15 protein-coding genes are annotated in these 16,250 nt (G+C 38.5%); 5 read left to right on the top strand and 10 right to left on the bottom strand.

Going from position 1 to position 16,250, the window contains the following annotated elements; genetic code table 11:
• Positions 1-91: 91 nt before the first annotated feature.
• Positions 92-808, bottom strand: a complete 717-nt coding sequence (locus H9N25_RS23960; RefSeq protein WP_167296546.1) for a pyridoxine 5'-phosphate synthase — start codon at positions 806-808, stop codon at positions 92-94.
• Positions 809-891: 83 nt separating this feature from the next.
• Here H9N25_RS23960 and H9N25_RS23955 point away from each other — a divergent pair, with 83 nt between their 5' ends.
• The 3 genes from H9N25_RS23955 to H9N25_RS23945 all read left to right on the top strand — a co-directional run bounded on the left by H9N25_RS23955 (position 892) and on the right by H9N25_RS23945 (position 4,203).
• Positions 892-2,529, top strand: coding sequence for an ArnT family glycosyltransferase (locus H9N25_RS23955; RefSeq protein ID WP_190327478.1), 1,638 nt, complete (start codon positions 892-894; stop codon positions 2,527-2,529).
• 4 nt (positions 2,530-2,533) lie between these two features.
• The gene (locus H9N25_RS23950) at positions 2,534-2,914 is read left to right on the top strand and encodes a GtrA family protein (protein WP_167296544.1); all 381 of its coding nucleotides are present in this window, start codon (positions 2,534-2,536) and stop codon (positions 2,912-2,914) included.
• A 308-nt stretch (positions 2,915-3,222) separates the two neighbouring features.
• On the top strand, positions 3,223-4,203 hold the full coding sequence (locus H9N25_RS23945; RefSeq protein ID WP_190327477.1) for a polysaccharide deacetylase family protein: 981 nt from the start codon (positions 3,223-3,225) through the stop codon (positions 4,201-4,203).
• A gap of 123 nt (positions 4,204-4,326) precedes the next feature.
• Here H9N25_RS23945 and H9N25_RS23940 read toward each other — a convergent pair whose 3' ends face one another.
• Positions 4,327-4,668, bottom strand: coding sequence for a DUF6370 family protein (locus tag H9N25_RS23940; RefSeq protein WP_147230813.1), 342 nt, complete (start codon positions 4,666-4,668; stop codon positions 4,327-4,329).
• A 295-nt stretch (positions 4,669-4,963) separates the two neighbouring features.
• On the bottom strand, positions 4,964-6,280 hold the full coding sequence (gene ahcY, locus H9N25_RS23935) for an adenosylhomocysteinase (protein ID WP_167296541.1): 1,317 nt from the start codon (positions 6,278-6,280) through the stop codon (positions 4,964-4,966).
• 348 nt (positions 6,281-6,628) lie between these two features.
• Between ahcY and H9N25_RS23930 the strand changes: the two genes are divergently transcribed.
• Positions 6,629-7,057 (top strand): CBS domain-containing protein, encoded by a 429-nt coding sequence (locus H9N25_RS23930; protein WP_190327476.1) that lies wholly within the window; start codon positions 6,629-6,631, stop codon positions 7,055-7,057.
• Between the two features lie 50 nt (positions 7,058-7,107).
• Here H9N25_RS23930 and H9N25_RS25530 read toward each other — a convergent pair whose 3' ends face one another.
• The 5 genes from H9N25_RS25530 to H9N25_RS23905 all read right to left on the bottom strand — a co-directional run bounded on the left by H9N25_RS25530 (position 7,108) and on the right by H9N25_RS23905 (position 11,667).
• The gene (locus H9N25_RS25530; RefSeq protein WP_190329220.1) at positions 7,108-7,308 is read right to left on the bottom strand and encodes a bactofilin family protein; all 201 of its coding nucleotides are present in this window, start codon (positions 7,306-7,308) and stop codon (positions 7,108-7,110) included.
• Positions 7,309-7,319: 11 nt separating this feature from the next.
• Positions 7,320-8,768 (bottom strand): M20/M25/M40 family metallo-hydrolase, encoded by a 1,449-nt coding sequence (locus tag H9N25_RS23920; protein WP_190327475.1) that lies wholly within the window; start codon positions 8,766-8,768, stop codon positions 7,320-7,322.
• Positions 8,769-8,830: 62 nt separating this feature from the next.
• Positions 8,831-9,466, bottom strand: coding sequence for a LysE family translocator (locus H9N25_RS23915; RefSeq protein ID WP_190327474.1), 636 nt, complete (start codon positions 9,464-9,466; stop codon positions 8,831-8,833).
• A gap of 174 nt (positions 9,467-9,640) precedes the next feature.
• Positions 9,641-10,696: a TerC family protein gene (locus H9N25_RS23910; protein WP_190327473.1), complete on the bottom strand. Its 1,056-nt coding sequence runs from the start codon at positions 10,694-10,696 to the stop codon at positions 9,641-9,643.
• Positions 10,696-11,667, bottom strand: coding sequence for a polyprenyl synthetase family protein (locus H9N25_RS23905; protein WP_167296535.1), 972 nt, complete (start codon positions 11,665-11,667; stop codon positions 10,696-10,698). The genes H9N25_RS23910 and H9N25_RS23905 overlap by 1 nt, the downstream gene beginning before the upstream one ends.
• 292 nt (positions 11,668-11,959) lie before the next feature.
• Here H9N25_RS23905 and H9N25_RS23900 point away from each other — a divergent pair, with 292 nt between their 5' ends.
• A complete protein-coding gene (locus H9N25_RS23900) occupies positions 11,960-12,952 on the top strand; it encodes an alpha/beta hydrolase (protein WP_167296534.1) in 993 nt (330 codons plus the stop codon).
• Positions 12,953-13,652: 700 nt separating this feature from the next.
• Here the strand turns inward: H9N25_RS23900 and H9N25_RS23895 are convergent.
• Together H9N25_RS23895 and H9N25_RS23890 are read right to left on the bottom strand one after the other, a co-directional pair.
• Positions 13,653-14,618 (bottom strand): YpdA family putative bacillithiol disulfide reductase, encoded by a 966-nt coding sequence (locus tag H9N25_RS23895; RefSeq protein ID WP_190327472.1) that lies wholly within the window; start codon positions 14,616-14,618, stop codon positions 13,653-13,655.
• 105 nt (positions 14,619-14,723) lie between these two features.
• Positions 14,724-16,136 carry an MBL fold metallo-hydrolase gene (locus H9N25_RS23890; RefSeq protein WP_190327471.1) on the bottom strand — a complete coding sequence of 471 codons (1,413 nt, stop codon included), beginning with the start codon at positions 16,134-16,136 and terminating at the stop codon, positions 14,724-14,726.
• Positions 16,137-16,250: the final 114 nt, after the last annotated feature.

Below are 16,250 nucleotides of genomic sequence, written 5' to 3'. Positions count from 1 at the left end.
TCGCAAAGCTGCGCAAGATTAATTAAAATCTATGCACATGGCTTCGCGTTTCTATGCGCCCCTTTTCTTTGCAGTCTTTGCGGTTAAAAAACTAAACCAATTGTTGTAAATATTTCTGAATGGTAGTTTCTAAACCTAAGTAAAGTGCATCGCTTATTAAAGCATGACCGATAGAAACTTCCAGCAGGCCCGGAATACTTTGAGCGAAATAATGCAGGTTGTGCAGATCAAGATCGTGGCCTGCATTAATTCCCAAGCCCAATTTGTTGGCATGGTGTGCAGCAGCAATATAACTCACTACAGCCTTTTCGCGGTCGGCAAAATAATTATGTGCATAAGCCTCGGTATATAGTTCAATCCGGTCTGTTCCGGTTTCCGCAGCACCTTCAACCATTTCTACCACAGGATCTACAAAAATTGAAACACGGATACCTTCCTTTTGAAAAACGGCAACCATTTCTTTCAGGTAATCTTTATGTTTTAGGGTATCCCAGCCATGGTTTGATGTAATCTGGCCCTCTGCATCGGGCACTAAAGTAACCTGCGCAGGTTTGTTGGCCAAAACCAGATCAACAAATTTATCTTCCTTACAATTTCCTTCAATATTAAATTCAGTAGCAATAACTGCTTTTAAATCGTAAACATCCTGATAGCGGATATGTCGTTCATCTGGGCGTGGATGCACCGTAATGCCCTGTGCACCGAAACGTTCACAATCCAATGCAACCTTAACCAGATCAGGATTATTACCGCCACGGCTGTTGCGGAGTGTAGCAATTTTATTGATATTAACCGATAACTTTGTCATACAGCAAAGATAATGCTTTGCCCCTGTTAATCTTAAACCTTGAAAAAATTTGACTTTTTTTTGCTCATATTTGCTTCCTGTAAATGGATTTGAAAGACACCGCCTTATATAAAATTTTAATTGCCCTGATTGTACTGGTTAGTGTTTTGGCGCTTTTTGGTGGCGTAATGGAACCCGATTCTGCGCTTTATGCATCTATAGCCAAAAACATGGTACTTAGGAACGATTGGGTAAATATTTATGTACGTGGTGCCGATTGGCTGGATAAACCACATTTAACCTTTTGGTTGGCCGCAGCATCATTTAAAATTTTCGGCATTACAGCTTTCGCTTATAAACTTCCATCCTTTTTATTCGGATTATTAGGTGCCTGGTATGTCTACAAACTCGCAAGAGATATCTATGGCGAAAAAACAGGATTAATCAGTACACTGATTTTTTTAAGTTCGTTGCATATCCTCATTTCTACTTTTGACGTCAGGGCAGAGGTTTATATCACCACATTTACGTTGGCGGCTATTTATCATTATTATAAAGCACATTACCACGCTTTCTGGCATATTGTTGCAGGTTCTTTTTTCGCAGCCTGCGCCATTATGATTAAAGGCATATTCGTATTGATTCCTGTTTTTGGAGGTTTCATTATCTATTGGCTATTAACCAGGCAGTTTAAACAGTTGTTGAAACTAAAATGGTGGCTGGCCATTGTACTGATTTTCATTTTTATTATTCCAGAGCTATATACTTTATACGTTCAGTTTGACTTACATCCCGAGAAAGTAGTATTCGGAAAAACCGGCGTTTCCGGCTTAAAATTCTTCTTCTGGGACAGCCAATTCGGTCGTTTTTTCAACAATGGCCCAATTAAAGGCAAAGGAGATATTTCATTCTTTTTACACACTACACTTTGGGCATTTTTACCATGGAGTATACTATTTTATACAGCAGTGGTAAATCTTTTCAAAAAGAGAAACAGGATTGATTTACCAGCTGAAAGCATCATGATCTGGACCAGCGCTGCGATAACATTCCTATTGTTTTCATTATCCAAATTTCAATTACCGCATTATATCCTGATTATCCTGCCTCAGTTTGCCATTATTACGGCATGGTATGTACAAAAGCTTAATGGAAAGAGTTTAAGTATTTTTTCGAGCATCCAAACAACATTATCCGTTTTAATTGTGATATTATTGAGCATTTTGGCCATATTCTTTAAATTTCAGGATTACCTCTTGGCTATTGCAATCATTATCATTGTGCTTGTTACCTCTTTTATCCTTTTCAAAGGATTAAAAACGGAAACACTGATTGGCCGCTCCTTATTAACTTCGGTAGGTTTAATGATATTTCTTTCATCTTTCTTTTATCCCGCACTTTTAAAATACGAAGCTGGTATGCAAGCAGGTTTATGGCTGAAAGAAAATTATCCGGGTACAAAACCCATGGTACTTATTTACAGCGACGCATACTCCTTTGATTTTTACGCCAAAGATGAGCCTAAATATTTCTGGAGTTATGAAGAACTGGAGAAAGTTAATCCAAAGGGATTAATTCTATTTGTTGATAAAAGGGACATAGACAATGTAAGATTTAAGTATCCCGCAAAAATATTACAGGATTTTAGATATTTCCATACAACTAAATTGACACCAAAATTTTTAAATTCAAACACAAGAGAAGAAGTACTAGAACATTTCTTTCTGATTAAAATACTTTAACGTGATGGATTTATTTTTCCGCATCTTAAAATTTGGATTAACAGGTTTCCTCGGGATGGCGATTGATTTCGGTGCCACCTGGCTGTGCAAGGAGAAAATCAAGATAAACAAATATATTTCTAATGCCATCGGTTTTACTTTAGCCGTGACCAATAATTACCTGATTAACCGGGTTTGGACTTTCGAAAGCACCAATACGCATTGGGCAACCGAGTTTAGCAAGTTTTTAGTGGTAAGTTTAATCGGCCTAGGGTTAAACACCTTTATCATTTATCTTTTTCATCAGCGGAAAAACGGAACCAATTTTTACTTAGCCAAATTCTTCGCCATTGTAATCGTCTTTGTTTGGAATTTCCTCGCGAATATGTTGTTTACTTTTAGATAGAAAAGTTTTGGTATACTTTCAAAATAGATGCTGAAACAAATTCAGGACATCGCTTGACTTAGAAGAGGTAATTATGCAACTTGCACGGACTAATGAACGAATGACTAGTAAACTAATGAACCAATTTAAGCAACGTTTTTGCCGATAAAATAGAACACAACAAGCCATATTAATCCTTTAATCAGGAAGAATAGAAACCCCACTAGCCCCACCCGCTTAAACCACAATTTTACTTTTTCTTTGTTCATGGCGATGTTTGTAAAGATAATGGATTTGGCTTAAATTAGAAAGATTTTAAATAAGGAAATATGAAGTTATCTAAATCTTTACTCCTCACTTTTTTTTATATCTGCTTTTTCAGTTTGAAAATTTTCGCACAGAATTTTGATGATGTTAAACGTTATAAGGTTAATTTTGCCATAGCGTCCCGCAGTAATGAGAAACTGATTGCGTCAAGAAGTTTCACCGCAAATAATCAAAAATATTTATTGCTGGTGAATCCAGAAACTTTAGATACAAAAGTAGATCTGGCCAGTAATTATACCACAAGCAGCTTGCAGTTCCAGAATGTATTGGCAATTTTCAAAAACACGGCATACATTAAATCAATAGAAGCCGCGGCCGCTAAAGATCTGCAGCTTCAAAATGCGGGGATTGATCATGCCATTCCAAACGAAAAGGGCATTACTTTAACGATCGATCTTTGTCCATCACATAAGGCTTTAGACAGGATTATTTTTCAGGCTGTATTCGATGAATTTAAAAAAATAGAACAGCCTGCGCCACTCGCGATTTCTGTTTCGGGCAAATGGATGCTTAAACATCAGGATGACCTGAACTGGCTAAAAAGTCTGGTTGAAAAAAAAGAACTGAACATTACCTGGGTAAACCATACCTACAACCATGAGGTAAATAAGCTGCCCTTAGCTGAAAACTTTTTATTGGCACCTGGAACCAATTTAGATGTGGAGGTGTTGGAAAATGAAAAGTTGATGCTTAAAAATGGATTAACCCCATCGGTATTTTTCCGTTTCCCCGGTTTGGTATCGGATAAAACCATAGTCGAAAAAATCGAGGCCTACGGATTAATTCCTGTTGGCAGTGATGCCTGGCTGGCCAAAGGGCAGCAGCCTAATGCGGGAAGCATTGTACTGATCCACGGTAATGGAAATGAAGAAATAGGTGTGAAAGATTTTATCCAGTTACTAAAAGCGAAACAAGCTGACGTGAAGAATAAACAATGGTTGCTTTTTGATTTAAGACAGGGTTTGGAAAAGGAATTTGAATAACCTATCGCGTTTTTAACCGCAAATAACGCAGAGAAAAACGCGGAGTGTGCAAAGCTGCATTCAGATAGTTTTCAATCCAGCTCAGCGCCCCTTGCGAAAAGCTTTGCCTTCTTTGCAGTAAAACTATTTCTTAACTGGCAATAACTTTATTTCTTTGGCTTTAAAACGGTTATTCACAATTTCGCCGGTAACTTCTGCTTTGCTTACGGCATTACAAAAACCATGTTCGCCATGGGCATCGCCAAAATCATCAATCCCTTTTCCATCAACAAAATAAGATTTACCGTCAATTTTTACTGCTAACTCGCAGTCTTTACCTTTCATTTTAAACTGGCATTCGCCACAGGCAATATCTACTGTTTGTTTAGTGATTACTTTTGCTGTTTCAGTTTTTTTAGGAGCGGTTTGAGCATTTGCAGAAACTGCGAATACACCAAGAGCTAATGCAAATATTAACTTTTTCATCTCTTTTCTTTTTTCAAATGTAAGTTTTCCGCAGCAAAAGAATCACAATCTGCCATAAAATAAACCTGATGGGAACGAGCACCCCGATTCTTCCATCGGGATAAAGTGTACAGCAGGACTGAAACCTCCGAAGAAAACAGGAACCAACGTTTTCTAAAAAACAAGAAACTCACCTAAGCTTTAGTGACACCCTGCCTTGCAGCCCCCCGGGGAGAGAGGAATAAAAAAAGGGATATGCAATTTGCACATCCCTCTTCATAATATCGACTTCAGACTCTCGACTGAAGACTCAGGACTAGTACCTGTAAGTGTCTGCTTTGAAAGGACCTTCTACCGGTACACCGATATAATCAGCCTGGTGTTGATCCAAAACATCTAATTCTACACCGATTTTTTCTAAGTGTAAACGGGCAACTTTTTCATCTAAATGTTTAGGCAAAGTATATACTTTGTTTTCGTAAGCGCCAGTGTTGGTCCAAAGCTCTAATTGAGCCAAAGTTTGGTTGGTAAATGAGTTACTCATTACAAAACTTGGGTGACCAGTTGCACAGCCTAAGTTAACCAAACGACCTTCGGCTAAGATGATTACATCTTTACCATCGATGGTATATTTATCAACCTGAGGTTTAATCTCCACTTTGGTATCGCCATAAGCACCGTTTAACCAAGCCATATCGATTTCGTTATCAAAGTGACCGATGTTACAAACAATTGCCTTATCTTTTAATGCTCTGAAATGTTGTTCGCGAACGATATCACAGTTACCGGTAGTGGTTACTACAATATCTGCTTCTTTAATGGCATTAGCCAGTTTTTTAACTTCATAACCTTCCATTGCAGCCTGTAAAGCACAGATCGGATCAATTTCGGTAACAATAACACGTACACCTTGCGAGCTTAACGATTCTGCTGAACCTTTACCCACATCACCATAACCACAAACAACAGCCACTTTACCAGCCATCATTACATCAGTAGCACGACGGATCGCATCAACCAATGATTCACGGCAACCGTATTTGTTATCGAATTTAGATTTGGTAACCGAATCGTTTACGTTAATTGCAGGTAAGTGCAATGTTCCGTTTTTCATTCTTTCGTATAAGCGGTGAACACCGGTAGTGGTTTCTTCTGATAAACCTTTAATGTTCGCAATTAATTCAGGGAAACGGTCGAAAACCATATTGGTTAAGTCGCCACCATCATCCAAAATCATGTTTAATGGTTGCTGCTCCGGACCGAAGTGTAAAGTTTGCTCAATACACCAGTCGAATTCTTCTTCGTTTAAACCTTTCCAGGCATAAACCTGAATGCCAGCTGCAGCAATTGCAGCAGCAGCGTGATCCTGAGTTGAAAAAATATTGCAAGATGACCAGGTAACTTCAGCACCAAGGGCCACCAATGTTTCGATTAATACCGCCGTTTGGATAGTCATGTGCAGACAGCCTGCAATACGCGCACCTTTTAGCGGTTGTGATGGACCGAATTCTTTACGTAAGCTCATTAAACCTGGCATTTCTGCTTCGGCTAATTCGATTTCTTTACGGCCCCATTCTGCCAGTGAAATGTCCTTAACTTTGTAAGGGATATAAGTTGTCTCTACTGATGACATAATTATTTGTTTTTAAATGTGATGCAAAGTTACCACATCCCTTTGTGAAAGCCAAATAATTAAAAGTACAAGCGAGTTTACAGATTGTAAAATAGTACTTCTATTTTTTCAACACCAGTTCCAATACTTCATGTCTTAGCTATTTTTTGAAAAGCAAGTCCTGTAGTTCTTAGCTCAGCTTCGGCCCTGCCATCCACTATAGTCCCAATTTTCAATTGAGAGCTGCCGTTCCTGTCAGGTTTAGATTACATAAAACTGTGCTCCGTTTGTAAACCCGAGAACAACCTAAAATAAAACTTTGATTTACAGCTAATTATTTCTTAAATTGTTATAACCAAATTAAGTTTTATGAAAAGCGTAAAACACTTGTTAGATACCAAACAGGTACGGATTATCTCGGTATCAGAAAATATTTCTGTTTTAGATGCTTTAAAAGTAATGACAGAAAAAAATATCAGCGCGGTATTGGTCATGGAAAATGATCGGCTACACGGCATTTTTACGGAACGCGATTATGCCAGAAAAATCATCCTTCAAGGCAAATCATCAAAAGATACCTTGATTAAAGAAGCAATGACGAGTAGTCCGATCACCATTAATTTAAGCGATAGTATTGATTATTGCATGGAACTAATGACAGATAAACACATCCGTCATTTACCGGTTGTAGAAAACAGTGAAGTAAAAGGGATGGTCTCCATCGGTGATGTGGTAAAATTTATTATTGCAGATCAAAAACAGACCATTTCGCAATTGGAAAGCTATATTAGCGGTTAATGCCGAGTTGGATTATGTTGGTTGGTGAGACACCAACCAATAGATGAGACCTACGCTTTCACCGCTACTTTATTTTCAGTTTTACCTGGTTGGTGCATTTCGAGTTTTCCATTGTATTGTGCGCCTAGCTCAATTTCAATAGCCTCTGTTTTAATGTCGCCATTAACTTTACCTGTGTTTTTTATTTCGAGGTTTTGAGTTTTTTTATTTCTGCTAGCAGCACAATTCCCCGAAGGGAAAAGGCAAGAAATCCATCAAATTATTATTTCCATCTCCACTCACCAGCAATACTCAGCGGCTCTTTTAGGTTTTGAGATTCCAAGAAAGCCCTTAATTCTTCTTCGCCCTGCACACCAACCGGAATTTTCGGCGTATTGGCTAAAGCGTAAGTTAACATGGCGCTGTAACGCACTGTATTTTTAAGCTCTTGCTCATCTACCAATTTAAAGCTATCGCCATCTGAATGATAAAATGGGCCAGAATTGTTTGGTAGTTTACCACCAAAACCACCACCTGTAGGTATCCCCTCTAACATAAATGGCTGATGATCGCTATGCAAACCTGCACCAGCATTAAACAGATTTTTGAAACCGGTATCTATTTTTACAATATCAGCTCCCCAAGCCGTAAACAAATCTTTCATTTCTGCACGTGAGGTAGAAAAACCTTTTGGATCGTTGGTCATGTCATAGTTCAACATAAACTTAACCTGGCTTAATGTTTTGTCTTTCTTAGCCTGATCGATATAAGCTTTAGAGCCTAACAAACCTTGTTCCTCACCCATAAACAGCACAAACTCTACGGTACGTTTGGTTTTTAAATTCAGTTTTTTAAAAGTCCGTGCCATATCCATAATGGCGAAAGAACCTATACCGTTATCGATTGCTCCGGTTGCCAAATCCCAGCTATCCAAATGTCCGCCCACAACAATTTTATCTTTCGGCCATTCTGTTCCCTTAAAAGTAGCCACTACGTTTCTAGCTTTAATCAAACCTGAGAAATTGGTCATGGCGATATGCGCGATCTGCGGCTGCGATTTAATTTTTTCCTTCAAAGCTGTACCATCTTCTAAACCGATACAAACTGCAGGGATTGAAATTAATTTACCCGTTACCGAAGCGGTTCCGGTTAAAAGTACCCCATCTTTTACGGTGTTGATAATAATCACCCCAATGGCTCCATATTTTGTTGCAATAGCGGTCTTTTCCGAGCGGTGCAATGATTTTGTCCCAGCAGGAGAACCGGGTAATACACCAAGATAAATCAGTGCAATTTTACCTTTAAACTTCTCCGGACTGGCTTGATAGTCTGCCTCCAATCCATTACCTGCATCTACTATTTCGCCAGTAACGTCTGCACTAACCGGCGAATGTGCTAAGGTAACCGCTTTCATTTTGGTCAGGTTGTTTTTATCGTTACCAATTTCTACGCTGATGGTTTTTCTGGCCCAGCTTTCTACTTCAAAAGGTTGAAATTTCACCTCGCAGCCATAAGATTTTAATAAATCAAAAGCATATTGCTCGGCTTTTGCGCCGTTTGTAGAACCCGTTAAACGGTGACCGATAGTTTCGGTTTCATATTTAAGTGTTTGATAAGCTTTTGAATTTTGCTGTACATCGGCATTGATCTTGGCAAAAACATCACCGAATTTATCCTGGGCATTTACAAACAAAGTGGTACAAAGAAGCGCTGAAGCGAAAAGATATTTCATTAGGAATAATAGTTTAGTTGCTGAAAGTACAAATTTTAGCCAGAGATTACTAGCTGTAACGCTTATTTTGCTTTGCTTAATGCCATTTTAAATGCCAAACCCATTAACACGCTTGCCATAAACCATTTTTGGACTTTAACCCATTTCGGACTTTTGGCAAAAAATACCGCCACTTTTGAAGCAGATAGTACAATAATTAAATTAATGGTAAAGCTTACCAAAACCTGCGTAATACCAAGCTGCAAACTTTGGGTCATAACAGAACCATATTCGGATTTTATAAATTGAGGAAAAAACGAAAGATAAAAAACTGCCACTTTTGGATTTAGCACATTGGTTAAAAAACCTATACTGAATAACTTAGACGGTTTATCGTGTGGTAAATCTTGCGGGGCTTCAAAAATACTTTTGCTATTGGGTTTAACGGCTTGATAGGCCAGGTACAATAAGTATAAAACACCAAGAATCCTCAAAGTATCATAAGCATAGGGTACTGCGAAAAGCACAGCTGTTAAACCAAAAGATACCATTACAATATGGAAAAGAAAACCGCAGATTACACCGGCCAAAGAGATCAACCCTGCTTTTTTACCCTGGGTAATAGACCTGGAAATAAGGTACAACATGTTTGGCCCGGGACTTATCACCAATATCAAAGCTGCCAAAGAAAAAACTAGTAGGTTACTGAAAGGTATCATAATGCAGATCAATTTAGCCGTGTAGGAGTAGCATTCCGATTATAAAATAACTACTGCGCTAAATTAATAGATTATGAGGAAAAGTAAAGGCTAAAAATTTAATTGCAGAAGAAATTAAAGGTTATAATGTCTTGTACATGAAAATGTAATGACAATAGCCTTAGCTATTAATACCTATAGCTTAACGTGTGCCTTTTTCTTCGGAAAAGCCAAAGAAGCCACTATACTAATCACTAAGATACTCAGAATCACGATCAAAGAATGCTCGGTAGTGAAGCCCCATTTCTCCAGATAAGTATGCCCCAACATTTTTATCCCGATAAATGCCAATAGTACGGCTAATCCGGTTTTTAAATAATGGAATTTATGGATGATATTCACCAACAGGAAGAACATGGAACGTAAACCCATGATGGCAAAAATATTAGAGAAAAATACAATGTAAGGATCTTTCGTCACTGCAAAAATAGCCGGAATAGAATCTACAGCGAATAAAAGATCGGTAAACTCAACAATCAGCAGCACCAAAAACAATGGCGTAACCAATGTTTTATGATTAATTTTTACAAAGAATTTTTTACCCTCATACTTTGGATGAATAGAAAATATTTTCGAGGCCCATTTAACCACCGGATGATTTTCGGGATCAATCTTATCATCTTCATCTTTGCTGAAGAACATTTTTACACCAGTAAAAACAAGGAAAGCACCAAACAAATAGAGGATCCAGGCAAATTTTGCAATTAATGCTGCACCAACAAAAATGAAGATGAAACGCATGATAATGGCACCTAAAATACCCCAGAACAATACACGGTGGTAATATTTTTCTTCAACAGCGAAAGCAGAGAAAACGAGTACGATCACAAAAATATTATCTACCGAAAGTGCATACTCAATTACATAACCCGTCAAAAACTCTAAGCCGAGGTTTTGTCTATAAATCGCCAAACTCCCTTCAAAATCATCAGGAACCAGCTTAATATGATGCTGATGGCTAATTACAATTTCTTTAAGATGTGCAAAATCCTTTATTCCATGGAGCTGGTGCCCTTCGGTTAACAGAATAAAGTAAAAACTGATGGCCAAAGCCACCATGACCAAACTCATTACTCCAGCCTGTTTTAAGCTCACCACATGTTCTTTTCTGCTAAAAAGACCAAGATCTAAAGCAAGAATCAGCACAATAAAAAGAAGAAAACCTAAGCTAAAAAGTAATTCGTTACTCATTATTTTTTACGTTCAGTGGTGTACAGTACAAGTTGTTCTAAACCAGTTCGTGCTTCGCCTGCCTCAAAACTGTGCAGGATATCGAAAGCTGAATGCTGGTATTCCAACATTTTCTGGTTCGCGTAATACACACCTTCATGGGCATTTACGAAATCTATAATCTGCTGAATTTTAACCGGATCGTCCTGGTGGTTTTTCACCAGGTTAATCATTTTTTTACGTTCAGTTTTTTCGGCTTTATTCAGCGCATAAATTAAAGGCAGTGTTACTTTCTTCTCTTTGATATCAATACCCAAAGGTTTGCCTACATCATCTGTCCCGAAATCGAAAGTATCGTCTTTAATCTGAAATGCAATTCCTACTTTTTCGCCAAACAGACGCATTTTTTCTATCGTTTCATCATCAGCACCTGCCGAAGCAGCGCCCGCAGCGCAACAAGAAGCAATTAAAGAAGCGGTTTTCTGGCGGATCACATCAAAATATAAATCTTCTGAAATATCCATCCTCCGCACCTTTTCTACCTGCAAAAGTTCGCCCTCGCTCATCTGTTTCACCGCTTCCGATACAATCTGTAACAAACGGTGTTCGTTATTGTTTACCGAAAGCAACAATCCTTTAGCCAACAGGTAATCGCCAACTAAAACGGCAATCTTGTTTTTCCATAAAGCATTGATAGAGAAAAAGCCACGGCGCTCGTAAGCATTGTCTACCACATCATCATGCACCAAAGTAGCCGTATGTAAAAGCTCTACCAAAGCAGCCCCGCGATGGGTTGATTCTGTAATTCCACCACATAGCTTAGCCGCAAAAAACACGAACATTGGTCGCATTTGTTTACCCTTTTGCTTTACAATATAATGGGTAATCCTATCCAGCAACGGTGCGTCGCTATGCATAGATTCTTTAAAGGTTTTTTCAAACGCTTTAATATCAGCAGCAATAGGTGTTTTTATCTGTTCGATTCCCGGCATTAAGTCGAAAAATTTTGATTGCAAACTTAAGCTAATTTCCCATAAAAAGGTAATGTGTATTCGTATTATTCAGGATTTGAAAAGCAATAACAGTAATCCTCAACATCTTTTCTCCTGCTACTGCCCGTAGTTTACGCTCTCATGCTTCGGTCTGCGGGTTATTTGGTGCCATCAGGTTTAACATTATGGACAAATGCAAACAAAAGCCCCTAGATACGATAATTAATTCCTCAAAAATATTAGTTTTATTTAATTTCAAATTTTACATTTAAATCAATATTTGGTGCCTAATATGAAAAAACGCTACAAAGTACTTATCGGCCTTTCGGCATTAATTGTTGCAGGCTACCTACTCGGGCCAAAACCCAAAAAACCAGTTTATAACAAAGAACTCACCCAGGTTCCCGATCTGGAAGATTTAGACCGTTATGTGGCCAGCATAGAATCGATGCACAAAATAAAACCGGGTAACGAAGCTGAAATCATCTGGGCTGATCCCCTGCACAAGCAAACCGAGTATGCCATTGTTTACCTCCATGGTTTTTCGGCTTCAAAAACAGAGGGAAACCCCGTTTACCTCAATTTAGCAAAAGAACTAAATGCTAATTTATATTTAGCGCGTTTGGCCGACCATGGCATTGATACACTTGCGCCTATGCAATATTTTACCGCCGATCGCCTTTGGGAAACCAGTAAACAAGCTTATGCCATCGGTAAAAAATTAGGGAAAAAGGTGATTTTAGTTGGCACTTCTACCGGTGGAACTGTCGCTTTAAAACTAGCGGCAACCTATCCTGAAATTAACAGTTTAATTTTATTGTCGCCAAATGTGGCCATTAACGATAAAAATGCCTGGCTTTTGAATAATCCATGGGGCTTACAGATTGCCAGAAAAGTGGTGGGTGGCGATGAACGCAAAGTAGACGATCGTACTGACGAATATAAAAAATACTGGTATACCAATTACCGCCTCGAATCTTTAGTAGAACTGGAAGAATTTATCGAGAGCAGTATGATAAAATCTACTTTTCAAAAAGTAAAACAACCCGTTTTAATGCTCTATTATTACAAAAATGAACTCGAGCAAGATCCTGTAGTGCGTGTAGATGCTATGCTGAAAATGTTCGATGAACTGGGTACACCGACTCATTTAAAAAGAAAAGTAGCTATCCCCAACGCAGGAAATCACGTAATGGGATCATATATTACTTCGAAAGATTTGCCTAGTGTAAATGGGGCCATTGAAAGTTTTGTGGGGAGCACGTTAAAGGTTCCGGTTCATTAATTAAATTTTATCAAGCGGTGCTCGTCACTCTGAATTTATTTCAGGGTCTATATTATTGCTAATTAGATGCTGAAACAAGTTCAGCATGACGACTGACATATTTACAAAATAAATCTAAATCACGCTCTTTATGAAAAACAAACCATTACTGCAGGAAATTTTATGGATTTTAAGCTGTACGATATTTACAATAATTATAGGTTTTGCCCTATTTGGGAAAACAATCTTCAGCGACTCTATTGATCTAAATCTGCACGACACCTATTTTGTTGTGGCTAGCCAGCACTTTTTAATCTGGTTTTTTATTGTTTTCTCTTTTATACTCTATTTCCTTAAAGAAAAGAGGTATTCTTTTAATCGAAAGTTACCATTTTTAATTTTTTCAATCTTAGGTTTAAGCTTCACGGCCTTAATAATTAGAGCAACTCCATTATTGGCTTTTCTTAATTTCCCATCACGGCGCGGGTGGAAAATTTACCCTCCGCTATCACTCCAAACAAAATCAGCCCCTGACATACTACCTGATGAGGGCTTTTTTTCTACTTTTTTAACGCCAATCAATTTTCTCATTTTATTTCAGATTATAGTCATCGCGTTAATGTTGTTTGCGGCTTATAAATATGGAAAATACAAGGGTAATTAACTTTAAAGACTTACGAAGTTATCCTACATTAATCCCCAGGCTAAACTTCGTAAGAAATTAACTCAGAATATTCTTCACAATCATTTCGGCGTGCACCCTTGAGTTTTCGATAAAAAGTTTATGGGTATCTAACCCACCGCAAACTACACCCGCCAAATACAAACCTTTTACATTGGTTTCCATTGTTTCTTCGTTGTAAACCGGACAAAGCGTTTCAGGCAATTCGACGCCAAATCTCCTCAGCATCCCAAAATCTGGTTGATAACCCGTCATGGCAATTACAAAATCGTTCGGGATGGTTTTTATTCCCTCTGGTGTTTTGATATCGACTTCACCTTCTCTTATTTCAACAAGTTCAGAATTGAAAAGTGCCTTAACTTCACCTTCTTTAATCCTGTTCTGTATATCCGGACGTACCCAATATTTAACATGAGGGCCAAGATCGCCGCTGCGTACTACCATAGTTACCTTTGCACCTTTCCGATACGTTTCTAAAGCAGCATCTACGCCAGAGTTATTGGCACCAACCACTACTACATTCTGAAAAGCATATAAATGCGGATCTTTGTAATAATGCGTTACTTTCGGTAAATCCTCTCCTGGAACATTCATCACTAAAGGCACATCATAAAAGCCAGTGGCCACAATTACATTGTTAGCTGTATAGTTGGTTTTAGAGGTATTGATTTCGAAAACATTGCTATCGTTTTTAACCACCTGCTTTACGCTTTCAAAAAGATGAATATTTAAATCAAATTTTTCGGCCACACGACGGTAATATTCAACCGCTTCATTACGGTTAGGCTTCGGACTGATGGTTACAAAAGGCACCCCTCCAATTTCTAACTTTTGAGAAGTAGAAAAGAAGGTCATAAATACAGGATAATTGAACAGACTGTTCACCAAAGCACCTTTCTCTACAATTACATAGCTTAGATTTGCTTTTTGGGCTTCAATTGCACAAGCCATCCCTATCGGGCCAGCACCGATAATTAATACGTCGTAATGATTTTGATTTGCCAAATGGTTATATCTTAGGTGTCATTCTGAGTTTGTCGAAGAACCCTAATTGTATTTCGACTACATGTCCCGATTTATCGGGAAGCTCAATGTGACAATTGCTTTCTATTAAACTTTCATTGCTTTGCTTGGGCAGGCGAAATCGGTTCTTTTTAAACCAGTATTTTTAATTGCGCCGTAACCGCCTGCAACATCGATCACATTTTCTACCCCACGCGATTTTAAGATGGAAGCAGCAATCATCGAGCGGTAGCCACCTGCACAGTGAATATAATAGGTAGATTTTGGATTGATCTCGCCAGTCCAGTCGTTAATAAAATCTAACGGGCGGCTCAGCGTAAATTCCAGATGTTCTGATTCATATTCACCTGGCTTGCGTACATCAAGTGCTGTAATTTCTCCGTTAAGACTAGCTGTTTCAAATGCCTCAGCAGAGATTGATTCAATCGTATCGATTTCCTTGCCAGCATCTGTCCATCTTTCGAAACCACCATCTAAATAACCAATGGTACTATCGTACCCTACGCGGGTTAAGCGGGTAATGGTCTCCTCTTCCTTACCTTGATCTGTAATCAGTAAAATTGGCTGCTGTAAATCGGTAATTAAAGCACCAACCCAAGGTGCAAACTGTCCGTTAAGGCCAATATTGATTGAATTTGGAATAAAACCTTTCGCAAAAACCTGCGGATCGCGGGTATCAAGCATAATTGCACCCGTTTGGTTTGCAGTATCTTCAAACTGCTGAGGCGTTAAAGCATTTAACCCTTTCTCGTAAACCTCATCAATACTTTCCACGCCACCTTTATTAATGGCCGCATTTTTAGCAAAATATTGTGGTGGTGGCAAAATACCATCTGTTACTTCTGCAATAAACTGCTCTTTTGTTTCGGCTTTTAACGCGTAATTAACTTCCTTCTGATGCCCTAAAGTATCGAAAGTTTCTTTACTCATACTTTTGCCACAGGCAGAACCTGCACCATGCGCCGGGTAAACAATTACATCATCAGCTAAGGGTTTTATTTTCTCATTTAACGAATCGTAAAGCATTCCGGCCAAATCTTCCATGGTTAAATGACCTTTCTGCGCTAAATCCGGGCGACCAACATCACCAATAAATAAGGTATCGCCACTAAAAATGCAATAATCTTTTCCATTTTCATCGCTTAGTAAGTAAGTTGTCGATTCTAAAGTATGCCCCGGTGTATGTAAAGCAGTAATGGTTACCTTTCCAATTTTAAACTGTTCGCCATCTTTAGCAATATGCGATTTAAATTCGGTTTTAGCAGTTGGGCCATAGATAATTTCGGCACCGGATTTCTCTGCCAGATCTACATGTCCGGAAACAAAATCGGCGTGAAAATGCGTTTCAAAAATATATTTAATGGTGGCCCCTGCTTTTTCAGCTTTCTTTAAGTACGTTCCTACCTCTCTTAGCGGATCAATAATTGCAGCTTCGCCGTCGCTTTCGATGTAATAAGCAGCTTCTGCCAGGCACCCTGTATATATTTGTTCTATTTTCATGATTAATAAGTATTGTGTATTAAGTATCAAGACATGACCTTACGCCTTAACCCCTACACTTTGTACCTCTTTACTAGCAAAAATAGCGCTAAATACTTATATCCGAAATGATGA

The sequence above is a fragment of the Pedobacter riviphilus genome (genome assembly GCF_014692875.1).
Taxonomy (GTDB): domain Bacteria; phylum Bacteroidota; class Bacteroidia; order Sphingobacteriales; family Sphingobacteriaceae; genus Pedobacter; species Pedobacter riviphilus.
This window is presented reverse-complemented; position numbering and strand designations above follow the sequence as displayed.

Excerpts from the sequence above, each read along its gene's own strand:
- H9N25_RS23930 (WP_190327476.1), top strand. The coding sequence starts at position 6,629 with ATGAAAAGCGTAAAACACTTGTTAGATACCAAACAGGTACGGATTATC.
- H9N25_RS23955 (WP_190327478.1), top strand. The coding sequence starts at position 892 with ATGGATTTGAAAGACACCGCCTTATATAAAATTTTAATTGCCCTGATT.
- H9N25_RS23940 (WP_147230813.1), bottom strand. The coding sequence starts at position 4,668 with ATGAAAAAGTTAATATTTGCATTAGCTCTTGGTGTATTCGCAGTTTCT.
- H9N25_RS23915 (WP_190327474.1), bottom strand. The coding sequence starts at position 9,466 with ATGATACCTTTCAGTAACCTACTAGTTTTTTCTTTGGCAGCTTTGATA.
- ahcY (WP_167296541.1), bottom strand. The coding sequence starts at position 6,280 with ATGTCATCAGTAGAGACAACTTATATCCCTTACAAAGTTAAGGACATT.
- H9N25_RS23950 (WP_167296544.1), top strand. The coding sequence starts at position 2,534 with ATGGATTTATTTTTCCGCATCTTAAAATTTGGATTAACAGGTTTCCTC.
- H9N25_RS23890 (WP_190327471.1), bottom strand. The coding sequence starts at position 16,136 with ATGAAAATAGAACAAATATATACAGGGTGCCTGGCAGAAGCTGCTTAT.
- H9N25_RS23920 (WP_190327475.1), bottom strand. The coding sequence starts at position 8,768 with ATGAAATATCTTTTCGCTTCAGCGCTTCTTTGTACCACTTTGTTTGTA.
- H9N25_RS23910 (WP_190327473.1), bottom strand. The coding sequence starts at position 10,696 with ATGAGTAACGAATTACTTTTTAGCTTAGGTTTTCTTCTTTTTATTGTG.
- H9N25_RS23905 (WP_167296535.1), bottom strand. The coding sequence starts at position 11,667 with ATGCCGGGAATCGAACAGATAAAAACACCTATTGCTGCTGATATTAAA.
- H9N25_RS23945 (WP_190327477.1), top strand. The coding sequence starts at position 3,223 with ATGAAGTTATCTAAATCTTTACTCCTCACTTTTTTTTATATCTGCTTT.
- H9N25_RS23900 (WP_167296534.1), top strand. The coding sequence starts at position 11,960 with ATGAAAAAACGCTACAAAGTACTTATCGGCCTTTCGGCATTAATTGTT.
- H9N25_RS23960 (WP_167296546.1), bottom strand. The coding sequence starts at position 808 with ATGACAAAGTTATCGGTTAATATCAATAAAATTGCTACACTCCGCAAC.